The organism is Pseudomonas orientalis, from assembly GCF_001439815.1.
Classification (GTDB): Bacteria; Pseudomonadota; Gammaproteobacteria; order Pseudomonadales; family Pseudomonadaceae; genus Aquipseudomonas; species Aquipseudomonas orientalis.
The window spans coordinates 730259-743306 of sequence record NZ_JYLM01000002.1; the positions used below are offsets into that span (position 1 = coordinate 730259).

The window sequence follows — 13048 nt, forward strand, 5'->3', positions numbered from 1 at the left end:
GAGCCATATTTTGAATATCAGCTTGTCTACCCCGCAGCCGATCGACGCCGTCGCGACGTGTTACGCCGGCCCGTCGATAGTGCCGGCAGACAAGATCCGCACCGGCTTTAATGCCTTCTAACATTCAGCCGGGCCGTCCGTGCCTGGGCAACGTAGTTAAATAGTCATCCATGCGTTGGATAAGTGGATCGGTCAGCTGTTTCATCGAAGGGATGGGAGTGATGACAGGGTGACTTTGCGGATGCTCAAAGTCTTCAATCTGTTTTTTCACTTCGATTTCAATACTCTTATCAGCCAATTCCTTGGCTATGGCAACAAAACCGTTATCTAACGGATGGGCACGTTCACCCGCTTGCACGCCGGGATAGTTAACGGCAGGCTGAAAATCACTGAGGACAGCTATCAATCTGACCGAGGAGTAAATCCACGGCCGAGCATCAGAAACGAGCGCTCCATATAAATTATATCAGAATGACTCCGCTCAACAGTGCGCCTACCGAATGCCCCTGTGCATCGATAAAGCTGAGCCTGGCTGGCGCAACTTTGCTCCATGCTTTGCGCAGGTACGGCAGCAAATTGAAAATATTCAACAGGTTTGCGATAACAGACAGAGGGATTAAAAGTAATGCTCCTAGCCCGACGCCGATTAAAAGTAGGAACCCCAGCAGGGTAACCACGAAGGCTCCCAAGAGCAGCCATGCAGGAATATAAAAGACAAGTACTAGAAATCCAACCGTAATGTCAAATGATTGCGGTGGCAGCCCCAAGGCTTCAGCCACAACCCATCTTGAAATGGCTGTCGATATCAGCAACACCAACAAGTGCAGCAGGATAATAGGGGTTTTACCAAACGGCTTGCCCCATACAGAGATAAACCAGCGATAGATGCGTAAACATACAAACATGAAGCCAACAACAAACCCTAGAGAAGCAATCAAGATAGCACTATTTAATATTGCAATACCCATTAACGCTGACAAGAACATCCCAAGCACTGTAACAGCGACAGAAAAGCTATAAAAACGCCCCGACCAACTCATGGCTTTTAACTTAACCTTCAACTTCCCGAACTCAAACATCATTCCTCCCGACTATTAATTAACTTTATATCAATCCATTGACGCTTCGCATATGCTCAACCGCTTTACGCACTACTATCCATCTTTATCACAAGTAGGACAGGTACCAAGCGTTCCCGGAGGAGGCTCCAAGCGCTGGAGTGGAGAACAACATAATCGTCGAGGCACTGCTCTCCTCTATCAGGCAGTGTGATACACCAGTACTGAAGCCACCCTGTAGCCCCTTAGTACTATGTCAGAAACCGTATTTGCGATTGCTCGCGCTGGGCGGTCATCCGGGTATGAAACGCACCCATCAGCGGCGCTGCTTTTTCCTGACGTATTCGTCGTCGGACGTCCGGTTCTAAATCACAGACTTCGCGTTCAACTTCACATGAGGCCGCGATGTAGTGATCGGCGTATTTCGCGACTATCCCCTGGGCCAACAAGCCTGCCGTTGGGATACCTTTGTCGATGACCTGGGCTGGCACCGGTGCCTGGGTCAGTGTTTCGCACTCATCGCAAACCCACTTACCCCAAACGTGCCGTTCAACGCTGAACACGCCAGGCGTGTAGTCGAGTTTCTCGCTGACATCCTCGCCGATGCGCTTGAGGGCGCAGCCGCATTGGCATTGAGTGTTTTCAGGTTCGTGATGAATCAGCGTGCGCGGAAATTCGGCAGGCAAGGCGATACGTTTGGGTTGCTGACGGACTAACGATTGCAAGGGCTTCGGTGCCAGGTATAGACCGTGTTATCGGTTTTTCGCAGCACAGGACCGATACGAATTCCTGTGGTACTACGCGCTCAAGCCACCGTTTTACACCACCTGCTGGACCTGATCCGCTTCAGGCTCTATCGCATCCACAGTAGAGACATGGTTGGTGATGCCGAAAGGAATGTGCACGGATGGAGCAACTGCGCTAGTCGATTTAAGGTGCCCTGATTGGTCATCGAAGAAGATGTGTGGTTTCAATACACCTAAAATTTTTCCTTTCTCGATGCCACCTAGGAAGAATGCGTCATTGGCCATGACACCCCAACTCTTGAGTGTATTCATCGCACGCTCATGAGACGGAGCATTGCGGGCTGTGACGATCGAGACGCGTATGCGGTTTTCGTATTTAGGATTGAGCTTTTTGTGCTTCTCCTCGACCGACTGGATTTTGGATATCCGCACCATGAATTCCTTCAGCGGCCCAGGGTTATGGGGCTGCATGACGTTCTTCACTTCGTGCGCATGGAATTCAGACAATCCAGAGGCCTGCATGATTGTTTCGGACTCATCGCCGGCGAGCACGCCGTCAAAGTCGAATGCGATGCGTAGGGTTTTATCAGTCTCGTCGTCTTCAAATTTTGAATCGAGCACCTGGCCAGCCGGGTACCCGGCCCTGATAGCCGCTTCCACGTCTTTTTTGTCACCCGACAAAAATAAAGCGATATTCAGTGCTGGTATGTATTCATAAGGAGATTTTCCCTGCATGAAAATCGCCCTTGTCATCCCAAGTCCGTAGTGCTCGATAGTCTTCAGTACGCGCAGCCCAGTGTCGGGATCATTACGCGAAAGAAGTAATACCTCGACGAGCGGATCCGTAGGATCGACGCTAAGGTCATTCACTGACAGTAAGCGCTTGATGAAGGGGAACGCTATCCCCTTAGGAAGCGGGACGTGAAGATTTTCTTGCTGAAACTTACGGTATTCCTCCTCCCCCTGACTCTGAAACACTGCGTCCGATGCCAACAAATCAAACACAGCACTGGAAGCGACGCCAATCACCAGGCGATTTTCTAACTCGTAGGGCATTGGAACCTCTCTTGATGCCTCTAAACGCAAATATTGATGGGCATCGAACATGCCGATCGATTTCAGGGCGGATCGAGAAGCACACATCGCGCGCCTCCTCCCACGCACAGTCAGGCATATCAATCTTCAAATCAATCTGCAGGTCGCTTTGTTATGGGCGGATGACTTTGAACCTTGCTGATTGGCGCCGAGTCAGCCATCACCTGATCGCCGGATGTCGGCCCCAAGCTATTCTCCTGAGCGAAAATGGCATAATATGCCAACAATCAAAAGTACCTGTTTGCATAGACCTGGAGCTAGTTATGGCGACGCGAAACGTTGTGCTCACCCCTCATCAGGAACAGGTTATCCATGACTTGGTGCAGTCCGGCCGTTATCAGAATGCCAGCGAAGTGATGCGAGAAGGTTTACGTTTATTGGAGCAGCGCGTCGCCGAAGACACCGCCAAAATTGAGGCCCTGCGTCAGGCGACCTCAATCGGCATCATGGATCTTGAGCACGGGCGCTTTACTCAGGTGAACGAAGGGGATCTGGAGCACTACCTCGAGGGCTTGAGCCTGGAGGCAACCCTCCCCGCGCGAGAGAAACACTGAGCATGCCGCAGTATCGGATTTCCAACCCGGCGCGCGCCGACATTGTCGACATTCTCAGGCTCTCGCAGACGCAGTTCGGCGATCAAGCTCGCCAGCGCTACCAAGCGCTGATCCTCGCGGCGCTGCAAGCGCTTGCCGACACGCCTTATCGCATCGGCAGCCACGACCGCGATGAGCTTGCACCGGGCCTTCGCAGCTATCACCTCATCTATTCACGCCAGCAGGCCAAACAAACCCATGGAACGGTCAAAAGCCCACGCCATATCGTGTTCTATCGTGTGGCAAACGACGACGTGATCGAGGTCGTCAGGCTCCTTCATGACGCCATGGAAGTGCAGTTGCACTTGCCTAACAATTGATCAGCAACCTGGCCCAACGGCTTAACTGGCCAGGAATAGCGAAGTCCGTCGGAGATTGCCATTCGCGATCACCCGCACACTCGGTACGAATGGGGCAAAAATGGGGGCAAACAAAATCGTTATCGACCTGAAAACATTGTCCTAGAGCCCAGTCAAAATGTTTTTTGGCGACCCTGAGAGTCCTTAGGCATCGTCGGGTGGGCTGTTTAGCCTGATCATTGCGCATGACCGCGGTGTAACCGAGCTACGTTCTGATCGATGCGACCTTGGATCGTGAGCAAGGTGTCTCGAGTAATAACTTGTGGGTATAGGTTCTCGGCAATGCTTGCAAACCGGCCCGCCACATCACAAACGCCGTCAATCACTCTGCCTGCAACATCCGGGGGCACCTCGGCCTCCTCGGCAAGCCGAAGCATTTGCCTGCGGGAAATCACCAGCGCTTCACCCATCACATCCATCTGGTGGTATCCACCTGGTCCCTCGCAGAAGGTCACGTCGTAAGCCGGTGACAGGTTCCACTGACCGTCTTGCGACATGATGTAGGCGAAGTTCTTGGGATGATCGTCTCGGTTGTTGAAAGCAACATTGAAGACGGCACGTTCGAAGGCCACCGCCATCTCTCGTACGTCGTTGGTACACATCTGTGTTGCCCGCAAGAAGTTGACGTAGTCCAATACCCCCGGAGATCGGTAATTTGCCCCCGTAAAGGCCGCGAGGCTTTGCATCGGTACGCGCAGACCATCCCGGCGGTCAAATCGCTTACTGGCAAACGCAGCCAACCCATTGGGCAGACTGAAGTACTGCGTGTCAGGGGTCTTGATGCCGCACATGCGCAGGCACTCGGCGTAGACCATTTCGATAGCACACACCTCGGCATGCTCGTCTTTCGCCGGGAACTTGACCAACCAAGCTTCAAAGCCCGCCGTAAAGGCAGTGGTAAAACGGCCAGTTTCTGGATCGCGATAGACCAGGGCCTTGGGCCTTGCACCTTGAGGCGAGCCACCCACCAGCAGCAACGTCTGCAGGAACTCGCCGCCGTCTCCATGGAGCACTTCCTGCACTTCGGCGGCAAGCTGCTCCAGCGGGATATGGACTTCAGGCACCTGCCCTTCTGGTGCCACGGGCTCAAACGTCATGGCCCCCATTGCGTTGCAACCGATGTATGCCAGCCGTTCCAGTGAGCCGATGCGCGCCGTGGTGAGCCCGCGGCGCCTGAACATACGGTCCATCAGCAACATGCCCCACCCATCGGGCAAGGAGTCGTAAACAGGCCCTGGCAAGTACAACTGGTGGTCTGGAAAATCTCGGCGCAGCTGAGCCCCCTCCAACGCAAGCGTGTAGGAGGATAGTTCCAAGCCCCTTTGCCTGGCTTCATTGCTGTACTGGAACACGATCAGCGGGCGACCGGTCAGGGCAGTCGTGGAGACGAGCGTGCCCCATTGCCATCGCTCACCCCAGCCCTCGTAGAAGACGTTCACCTGCTCAAGCATTGCCGGGCTTCCTCTTTGAACGCAGACGATTGGCGCTGTTTTCGTAGCGCCGAATATCCTCGATGCTGTCCAGCTTTGGGAGGAACAGGCCTTCAAGTTCCTTGGTTCGACCAAGCGCCATCGCCACACGAACGACGTTCTCGAATCCGACATTGCGCCCTGCTTCAAGATTGGACACAGTGTTTGTGCCAATGCCGGCACGTCCGGCCAAGTCGGCTTGTGTCATGTCCAGCGCCAAGCGCTCTGTACGCAAACGATCGCAGAGGCGCTTGACGACCTCGCTCGGCTTGCTGAAGCTTAAATCCAACATAGTGTGCACCAAGACCATTCTGGGCCAGTTAGTCCCCAAAATTATAGAATTAACGTCCCAGCCTATCAAGAGAGTTAATTCCCCAAATCTGTGTCTTATCGGATAATTTAAAACTTAAGCCACAATTTAATGGATTTATCTGCCATAAAGCCAAAAATAGGGAGCACTGTTTGGGGGCCGTTAAGATCCGTATTCTTGGTGATATCTTGCATTGCGCGCCTGAGGAGCGAACCTTCGAGTACGTAGCCAAGCAATGGTCGGCATTTAAGTCTGCAGATCAGGCTACAAGCCAAGAGGCTTAACTTCTCGAATGAAATCAATAAGTAAGCGCAGCCCTGTTGGCAGTTGCCGTCGGCTCGAATAGTAGATATGAAAACCATCTTCCAGCGGGGCCCACTCCGTAAGCACCAGGCGCAGCCGCCCGTCTTTCACATATGGCTCAACCAGAGGTTGCGGGAAATACATCAAGCCAGCACCTCCGAGCACCGCGATGAGGCCCGTCTCAGCTTGGTCGACCGTGACGGACGTTGGTACGGTGATCTGGAATGCCTCACCATTGCGTTCCAGTTCCCACCGATAAACCCGATCATCTCCAAGACGGTTGCTGATGCATCGGTGATTCAACAAATCATCCGGATGTTCGGGTGTTCCGAACCGCTCCAGGTAACTGGGTGCCGCCGCGACAACCCAGCGAATATCGGCCGAGAGGCGCCGACTCACCATGTCTTCGGGGACGGTACCACCGTAGCGGATCCCGGCATCGAAGCCGGCGTCGGTCATGTCCACCAAACGATTACTGGCAACGATATCGATCTCGACATCGGGATACCGATCCATGAAGGCCGGCATGATGGGAGCCAGTAAAAGATTTGCCGCCTCGACGGCAGCATTGATCCTGACCCTGCCACTAGGTGTATCTCGGAACCGGTTCAGCGTTTCCAGTGCCGTATCAATCGCCTCGAAAGGATCACCGATCGATTGGGCAAGCGCCTCACCGGCTGCTGTCAACGTCACACTCTTTGTGGTGCGATTGAGCAGCCGAACCCCAAGTCGGTTTTCCAGCCCCTTTAGCGCGTGGCTCAGCGCCGAAGCACTCACGCCGATCTCCACAGCTGCACGGCTGAAGCTGCGATGGCGCGCAATGGCCAGAAAATAAATCAGATCGGCTACATCTGCGCGACTGGTCTGCATGTCAATTCGACCTCTCTGTTAAACGAGACCTACCTCGCCACACGGTGATATTTATCGCGCAACTTCTCGCCCAATGCCGTGCTGCTCGGCGGGCAGCGCCATTAGTCCATAGTAATTTACGTCTCGCCTGTTTTTTCGCTGCTGATCCTGAATTTCCCTCACAAGTCCATCCTACGTGCCCCTGTAACTGACCTGCGTATGCGTCGTTATGCTGGATTCATTCCGTGCCTTGACAGGATGAACTTCCGGCTTGGCGCAATCACGTCACGGAGCAAGAGAATGGACTCTACGCATTTGGGTCGTACTGGCCTTCAGGTTAGCCGCCTGTGCCTGGGCACCATGAATTTCGGACATGTCACCGACGAGGCCAAGAGCTTCCGGATTCTGGACGAGGCGCTCGAGGCGGGGTCCTGAAAAAGGCAGCCAACGGTCGTCGCGCAAGGCCGGCTTTGGCCAAGCGGATCGAACAACATCGGGTTCAGCTCGAAGCCTGCGAAGGTTTGTGCGAGGACCTGGGAGAGACCCCCGCTGATGTGGCGCTGGCCTGGCTTCTTCAAAATCCTATCGTTACCGCGCCCCTCATCGGTCCCCGGACTATCGAGCAGTTGAAAGACGCCCTTCGTGCGACAACGGTCAGCCTGTCCGATGACACGGTGCGATGCCTCGAAGAAATCTGGCCGGGTCCCGGCGGCGAAGCGCCGCAAGCCTACGCCTGGTAGCGCTGGGGCGTCAGGTTCCCGCATTCAACTACATGGAGCATCCAGCCTATGAGCGATACAAGGTCTGACGACCGTTTCGTTGGCGATCAAGTGTCCACTGATCGTCGCAACTTTCTCATCGCCGGGAGCGGTGTCCTGCTGGCAGCAACGTCTTTTGCTTTCAATTAATGCCGAGGAGAGACAGATATGAAGCACCTCGCCCCAATCATCGCAGGAGCCATCATCATGACAACCACGAGCACCGAAGCCCAGCAACCGACCAACGAGGGCCGCCGCTTTTCGCCAGAACAGGTCCGGTCGGTCGCGCCCGCCCTCGAACAGTACACGCAGGACCGTCTTTACAGCGATGTCTGGAACCGCCCCGGCCTGAGCAGTCGCGACCGCAGCCTGGTGACCCTCGCGGCGTTGATCGCGCGCGGCGAAGCGCCGGAGCTGACCCAGTATGCCGATTTGGCAATCGAATCCGGGGTAACACCGGCAGAGATATCCGAAGTCATCACCCACCTCGCCTATTACTCGGGATGGGGCAAGGCCATGGCCGCAGTCGGACCTGTAGGCGAGGTATTCGCCAAGCGCGGTATCGAGGCAGACCAACTGGCGGCCATTCGCCCGGACCCTTTGCCCCTCGATGAAAAAGCCGAAGCCCAGCGCGCAGCACGGGTCGGTGAGCAGTTCAACACCGTGGCACCGGGCCTTGTCCAGTACACCACCGATTACCTCTTCCGCGATCTCTGGCTTCGTCCCGACCTCAAGCCCCGCGACCGCAGCCTCGTCACTGTCGCCGCGCTGATCTCCGCCGGCCAGGTCGAGCAAATCACCTATCATCTCAACCGTGCGATGGACAGCGGCCTGACCGAGGAACAGGCTTCGGAGGTCATTACCCACCTGGCCTTCTACGCTGGCTGGCCAAGCGCCATGTCGGCCCTGCCCGTCGCCAAGGGCGTTTTGGAAAAACGACGCAGCTGATCGCCAGCTTGCGGTCGTCGTGCCCGAAAACAAGCTTGGCGCGACGGGTCTGGCCATTCACAAAGATGGGCGCATCTTCATCGCATCGGTGGGCGATAGGCGACAGGGCTTCATTCGCGCCGTCTATCCCGATGGGGCTCGCCATCTACTCAGTCGCGGAAAAGGGAAAGCCCGAGCCTACGCAGGGGCAGCGTCCAGAGCGGCTGCTTTCTGCCGCAACAAGTCGATAAACAACCCCAATTCCCGACTCACCGGCTCGCCCTTGCGCATCAGCAAGCCAAACGGTGCCAGCCGCACGTCCAACGCAATAGGCAGCGCCACCACCAGGCCCATCTTCAGGTAGTCACGCAGGGCGCTTTCCGACAACACCATCACCGCATCGGTCAGTTGGATCAGTTGCTGCATCGAATACACCGAGCTGCATTCGATGATATCGGGCGGGCTGGGCAGTGCATGGTCCTGCAACGCCAAGTCAAAGCTGATACGCGCCGGGCTGGTTTGCGGTTGCAGAATCCACGGCCAGTCACGTACCAGTTCCGCCAGCGATAGCTGATCGCGCTGGGCCAACGGGTGACCGGCGTGTACCACGACCATCAGGCGCTCATTGCCCAAGGGTTCGAAGCTGTAGTGCTCATTGTCGGTGGCCGCGTTGCGGCGCGAGATCGCCAGATCGATACGGCCCTGTTCGAGCAACTGAATCACTTGGTCACTGGTGTCACCCATGATGCGGATACGCAGTTGCGGGTTGAGCGACTTGATCTGCGCAATGCTGTCCATCACCAGGTCCGGCGCGGCGCCCATGATGGTACCGATGGACAGGTAGCCATAACCGCCCTGCTTGCGCGCCGTTAAATCTTCGGCACAGCGGTCCAGGCCACTCAGCGCCGACTCGGCGAAGTTGATCAGTTGCTGGCCGAGAGCCGTAGGGCGCATCCCCCGGGGCAAACGCTCGAACAGATCGCAGCCGAACATGTCCTCGATCTCGTGCAGCATACGCGTGGCGGCAGGCTGCGACATGTTCAGGGCCTGGGACGCGCGGTGCAGGTTCTGGCTGGAGCTCAGCGCCACCAGCATATGCAAATGCTTGTAGCGCAGGCGGTTGAACAGGCTGGGAGAGATCGCGGGACTACGCATTTTTTTCCTTTTAATCGATACCCTGAGGTTATCGCCTTTAAGCGAGATTCGATTTGTAGCGCATTGCTCGGCCACCGTACAGTTCGGCCCATAAGAACAAAACGACGGACTCCCTTATGAAAACCCTGCCCGCGCCCCTGCTCGCCAAGATGTCCTGGCGGCTGCTGCCCTTTCTGCTGCTGATGTACATCATGGCGTTTCTCGACCGCGCCAACGTCGGGTTCGCCAAACAAGCCTTCCAGGCTGACACCGGTTTGAGCGATGCCGCCTTCGCCTTTGGCGCCGGTGTGTTCTTCGTCGGCTACGCACTGCTGGAAGTGCCGAGCAACCTGATCCTGCATCGCGTCGGCGCCCGCCTGTGGATGTGCCGCATCATGGTCAGTTGGGGCTTGATCTCGGCGGCGATGGTGTTCGCCCATAACGAAACCAGCTTCTATGTGTTGCGCTTCCTGCTGGGCGTGGCCGAAGCCGGATTCTTCCCCGGCGTCATCCTCTACCTGACCTACTGGTTTCCCCAGGCCGTACGTGGCAAAGCCATGGGTTTTTTCTACTTTGGCGCGCCGCTGGCGTTCATCTTCGGTAGCCCGTTGTCCGGCTTACTCCTGGAAATGGACGGCCTGGGCGGCATACACGGCTGGCAATGGCTGTTCGCGGTGGAAGGCTTGATGGCCACTGCGGTGGGCGTATGGGCCTATTGGTACCTGGATAATCGCCCTGCCGATGCCCAGTGGCTGACCGCGGATGAGCGCCAGCAGATCCAGGGCCTGCTGGACAAGGAAGATCAGCACAAAACCTCCCACGGCCGCAGCTTGCTTACCGTGCTGTGCCAACCTTCGGTGTTGTACCTATGCCTGGTGTACCTGCTGATCCAGGCCAGTGTGTACGGCGTAGTGTTTTACCTGCCCACCCAAGTGGGCGACCTGCTCGGCACCAAGGTGGGATTGATCGTCGGACTGGTCTCGGCGATCCCCTGGTTGTGCGCGCTGTTCGCCGCCTGGTGGATCCCAAGCTATTGCGACCGCACCGGCCTGCGTCGCCAAACCGCCTGCCTGACTCTGTTGATGGCCGCTGCCGGGATCGCGTGCTCGGTGACATTTGCCAATCCGTTGCTGGGCATGCTCGCCCTGTGCTTCGCCGCCTCGGGCTTCATTGCGGTGCAACCGGTGTTCTGGACTTTTCCTTCCAGTTACCTGGCAGGCAGCGCCGCCGCAGCGGGCATCGCGCTGATCAATTCCTTCGGCGCCCTCGGCGGCTTCATTGCCCCGGTGATCAAACACTGGGCCGAAGGCGCCTTCCACTCCCCAGCAGCCGGTTTGTACCTGCTGTCCGCTACCACGGTACTGGCCGCATTGCTGGTACTGGGCATCCATTCACCCGGCCGCAACGCGTCGAACACGCCGGCCACTGTTTAACGCAAGGAGTCACACCATGGGTCATCTCACCATCAAACATGTCCGCGCCTTTGTACTGCGAGGCGGCGGCGCCGATTACCACGACCAGGCCGACGGCCATTGGATCGACGATCACATCTCCACGCCCATGAGCAAATATCCGGAATACCGCCAGAGCCGCCGAAGTTTCGGCATTAACGTGCTGGGCACCCTGGTGGTGGAGATCGAAGCCAGCGACGGCACCGTCGGTTTCGCCGTGACCACCGGCGGTGAACCCGCGGCTTATATCGTTGAGAAACACCTGGCGCGCTTTATCGAAGGTGCGCGCGTCACCGATATCGAAAAGATCTGGGACCAGATGTACCAGTCCACCCTTTACTACGGCCGCAAGGGTCTGGTGATCAACACCATTTCCGGTGTCGACCTGGCCCTGTGGGACCTGCTCGGCAAGATCCGCCAGGAGCCCGTTCACCAACTGCTCGGCGGTGCGGTGCGCGATGAGTTGCAGTTCTACGCCACCGGCGCGCGCCCGGACCTGGCGCAGAAAATGGGTTTTATCGGCGGCAAGATGCCCCTGCACCACGGCCCCAGCGAAGGTGAAGAAGGTCTGCGCAAAAACCTCGAAGCCCTGGCGACCATGCGTGAACGGGTCGGCCCGGACTTCTGGTTGATGCTCGATTGCTGGATGAGCCTGGATGTGAACTACGCCACCAAACTGGCCATAGGCGCCCACGAACATGGGCTCAAGTGGATCGAAGAGGCCCTGTCTCCGGACGATTACTGGGGCTACGCCGCCCTGCGCAACAACGTGCCAAAAGGCATGCTGGTGACCACTGGCGAGCATGAAGCCACGCGCTGGGGTTTCCGCATGCTCCTGGAAATGGGCTGCTGCGACATTATCCAGCCCGATGTCGGTTGGTGCGGCGGCCTCACCGAGCTGGTGAAAATCTCGGCCCTGGCCGATGCCCATAACGCAATGGTCGTGCCCCACGGCTCGTCGGTCTACAGCTACCACTTTGTTGCCACCCGCCATAACAGTCCATTCGCCGAGTTCCTGATGATGGCGCCCAAGGCCGATGAAGTAGTGCCGATGTTCCATCCGCAACTGCTCGGCGAACCGGTTCCGGTCAATGGCCGCATGCGCTTGTCGGCACTGGACAAGGCCGGTTTCGGCGTAGACCTGAACCCCGATTGCCATCTGCACCGTCCGTACAATCGCTGAGGAAAACTGCCATGAACATGCCCCGCAATGGCTTCAAGGCCGCCCTCGCTCGGAACGCCACCCAATATGGCATCTGGGCCGGTTTCGCCACCGGCTACGCCGCCGAGATCGTCGCCGGCCTCGGTTACGACTGGATGCTGATTGACGGCGAACACGCACCCAACACGGTGCCGAGCGTGCTCAACCAGTTGCAGACCGTAGCGCCCTACTCTACTGCGCCCGTCGTGCGCGCAGTAAACGGTGACGCCAGCCTGATCAAGCAACTGCTCGATGTCGGCGCCCAGACCCTGATGATCCCCATGGTCGAAACCGCCGAACAGGCCCAGGCCCTGGTGCGTGCCATGCGTTATCCGCCCCATGGCATCCGTGGCGTCGGCGGCGGTTTGACCCGCGCCACACGTTGGGATGGCGTGGCGGACTACCTCAATACCGCCCATGAAGAGTTGTGCCTGATCGTGCAGGTGGAGTCGCGCCTGGGCGTGGAAAACGTCGCGGCGATTGCCGCCGTGGAAGGCGTGGACGCGGTGTTTATCGGCCCCGCCGACCTGTCCATCGGCCTCGGGCACGCCGGCAACCCCGGCCACCCCGAGGTGCAGGAGCGTATCAGGCACGCAGTGGATGCGACCCTCGCCGCCGGCAAGGTCAGCGGCATCCTGGCGCCCAATGAAGAAGACGCCCGCCGCTACCAGGCCTGGGGTTGCCGCTTTATCGCGGTGGCCATTGATATCAGCCTGCTACGCCAGAGCGCCCTGGCCACCCTCGCCCGCTATCGCCCGGCTGCCGACACCCAAGCGCCTTCGCGCATTTACTGAG

The 13048-nt window shown here is 57.4% G+C and carries 14 protein-coding genes and 1 pseudogene; 7 read left to right on the forward strand and 8 right to left on the reverse strand.

The features are described 5' to 3' along the window. Positions 1-124 precede the first annotated feature (124 nt). The 4 genes and pseudogenes from TU82_RS29110 to TU82_RS07555 all read right to left on the reverse strand — a co-directional run bounded on the left by TU82_RS29110 (position 125) and on the right by TU82_RS07555 (position 2860). Positions 125-406, reverse strand: a complete 282-nt coding sequence (locus tag TU82_RS29110) for a hypothetical protein (RefSeq protein ID WP_231982750.1) — start codon at positions 404-406, stop codon at positions 125-127. Positions 407-461: 55 nt separating this feature from the next. Then, complete coding sequence (locus TU82_RS29115) at positions 462-1079, reverse strand: hypothetical protein (RefSeq protein ID WP_231982751.1); 618 nt, start codon at positions 1077-1079, stop codon at positions 462-464. 389 nt (positions 1080-1468) lie between these two features. Beyond that, positions 1469-1771 (reverse strand): annotated as a pseudogene (locus tag TU82_RS27715) (IS66 family transposase zinc-finger binding domain-containing protein); the annotation flags it as partial. A gap of 105 nt (positions 1772-1876) precedes the next feature. Continuing rightward, positions 1877-2860 carry a 5'-nucleotidase gene (locus TU82_RS07555; protein WP_057722489.1) on the reverse strand — a complete coding sequence of 328 codons (984 nt, stop codon included), beginning with the start codon at positions 2858-2860 and terminating at the stop codon, positions 1877-1879. 302 nt (positions 2861-3162) lie between these two features. Here TU82_RS07555 and TU82_RS07560 point away from each other — a divergent pair, with 302 nt between their 5' ends. Together TU82_RS07560 and TU82_RS07565 are read left to right on the forward strand one after the other, a co-directional pair. After that, the gene (locus TU82_RS07560) at positions 3163-3453 is read left to right on the forward strand and encodes a type II toxin-antitoxin system ParD family antitoxin (RefSeq protein ID WP_032698686.1); all 291 of its coding nucleotides are present in this window, start codon (positions 3163-3165) and stop codon (positions 3451-3453) included. A 2-nt stretch (positions 3454-3455) separates the two neighbouring features. After that, positions 3456-3812 (forward strand): type II toxin-antitoxin system RelE/ParE family toxin, encoded by a 357-nt coding sequence (locus TU82_RS07565; protein ID WP_057722490.1) that lies wholly within the window; start codon positions 3456-3458, stop codon positions 3810-3812. Positions 3813-4027: 215 nt separating this feature from the next. On the opposite strand, the gene TU82_RS07570 is transcribed toward TU82_RS07565, so the two are convergent. The 3 genes from TU82_RS07570 to TU82_RS07580 all read right to left on the reverse strand — a co-directional run bounded on the left by TU82_RS07570 (position 4028) and on the right by TU82_RS07580 (position 6803). After that, complete coding sequence (locus TU82_RS07570) at positions 4028-5302, reverse strand: type II toxin-antitoxin system HipA family toxin (protein ID WP_057722491.1); 1275 nt, start codon at positions 5300-5302, stop codon at positions 4028-4030. Continuing rightward, entirely contained in the window at positions 5295-5612 is a 318-nt protein-coding gene (locus TU82_RS07575) for a helix-turn-helix domain-containing protein (protein ID WP_057722492.1), read from the reverse strand. The genes TU82_RS07570 and TU82_RS07575 overlap by 8 nt, the downstream gene beginning before the upstream one ends. 282 nt (positions 5613-5894) lie before the next feature. Continuing rightward, on the reverse strand, positions 5895-6803 hold the full coding sequence (locus tag TU82_RS07580; protein ID WP_057722493.1) for a LysR family transcriptional regulator: 909 nt from the start codon (positions 6801-6803) through the stop codon (positions 5895-5897). Between the two features lie 326 nt (positions 6804-7129). Between TU82_RS07580 and TU82_RS07585 the strand changes: the two genes are divergently transcribed. Next, positions 7130-7522, forward strand: a complete 393-nt coding sequence (locus TU82_RS07585) for an aldo/keto reductase (RefSeq protein WP_197678322.1) — start codon at positions 7130-7132, stop codon at positions 7520-7522. Positions 7523-7708: 186 nt separating this feature from the next. Beyond that, positions 7709-8488, forward strand: coding sequence for a carboxymuconolactone decarboxylase family protein (locus TU82_RS07590; protein WP_057722494.1), 780 nt, complete (start codon positions 7709-7711; stop codon positions 8486-8488). Positions 8489-8665: 177 nt separating this feature from the next. On the opposite strand, the gene TU82_RS07595 is transcribed toward TU82_RS07590, so the two are convergent. Then, positions 8666-9622: a LysR family transcriptional regulator gene (locus tag TU82_RS07595; protein WP_057722495.1), complete on the reverse strand. Its 957-nt coding sequence runs from the start codon at positions 9620-9622 to the stop codon at positions 8666-8668. 116 nt (positions 9623-9738) lie between these two features. Between TU82_RS07595 and TU82_RS07600 the strand changes: the two genes are divergently transcribed. From TU82_RS07600 to TU82_RS07610, 3 genes are read left to right on the forward strand one after another with little or no spacing between them, the layout of a single operon-like run. Further along, a complete protein-coding gene (locus TU82_RS07600) occupies positions 9739-11034 on the forward strand; it encodes an MFS transporter (RefSeq protein WP_057722496.1) in 1296 nt (431 codons plus the stop codon). A gap of 16 nt (positions 11035-11050) precedes the next feature. Beyond that, a complete protein-coding gene (gene rhmD, locus TU82_RS07605; protein ID WP_057722497.1) occupies positions 11051-12235 on the forward strand; it encodes an L-rhamnonate dehydratase in 1185 nt (394 codons plus the stop codon). Between the two features lie 11 nt (positions 12236-12246). Beyond that, positions 12247-13047: an aldolase/citrate lyase family protein gene (locus TU82_RS07610; RefSeq protein WP_057722498.1), complete on the forward strand. Its 801-nt coding sequence runs from the start codon at positions 12247-12249 to the stop codon at positions 13045-13047. The last annotated feature ends 1 nt before the right edge of the window (position 13048 follow it).

Bases quoted from the DNA above. Each gene is read 5' to 3' on its own strand.
- TU82_RS29115 (WP_231982751.1), bottom strand. From the start codon at position 1,079: ATGTTTGAGTTCGGGAAGTTGAAGGTTAAGTTAAAAGCCATGAGTTGG.
- TU82_RS07570 (WP_057722491.1), bottom strand. From the start codon at position 5,302: ATGCTTGAGCAGGTGAACGTCTTCTACGAGGGCTGGGGTGAGCGATGG.
- TU82_RS07590 (WP_057722494.1), top strand. From the start codon at position 7,709: ATGAAGCACCTCGCCCCAATCATCGCAGGAGCCATCATCATGACAACC.
- TU82_RS07610 (WP_057722498.1), top strand. From the start codon at position 12,247: ATGAACATGCCCCGCAATGGCTTCAAGGCCGCCCTCGCTCGGAACGCC.
- TU82_RS07575 (WP_057722492.1), bottom strand. From the start codon at position 5,612: ATGTTGGATTTAAGCTTCAGCAAGCCGAGCGAGGTCGTCAAGCGCCTC.
- TU82_RS07565 (WP_057722490.1), top strand. From the start codon at position 3,456: ATGCCGCAGTATCGGATTTCCAACCCGGCGCGCGCCGACATTGTCGAC.
- TU82_RS07560 (WP_032698686.1), top strand. From the start codon at position 3,163: ATGGCGACGCGAAACGTTGTGCTCACCCCTCATCAGGAACAGGTTATC.
- rhmD (WP_057722497.1), top strand. From the start codon at position 11,051: ATGGGTCATCTCACCATCAAACATGTCCGCGCCTTTGTACTGCGAGGC.
- TU82_RS07580 (WP_057722493.1), bottom strand. From the start codon at position 6,803: ATGCAGACCAGTCGCGCAGATGTAGCCGATCTGATTTATTTTCTGGCC.
- TU82_RS07595 (WP_057722495.1), bottom strand. From the start codon at position 9,622: ATGCGTAGTCCCGCGATCTCTCCCAGCCTGTTCAACCGCCTGCGCTAC.
- TU82_RS07600 (WP_057722496.1), top strand. From the start codon at position 9,739: ATGAAAACCCTGCCCGCGCCCCTGCTCGCCAAGATGTCCTGGCGGCTG.
- TU82_RS07555 (WP_057722489.1), bottom strand. From the start codon at position 2,860: ATGCCCTACGAGTTAGAAAATCGCCTGGTGATTGGCGTCGCTTCCAGT.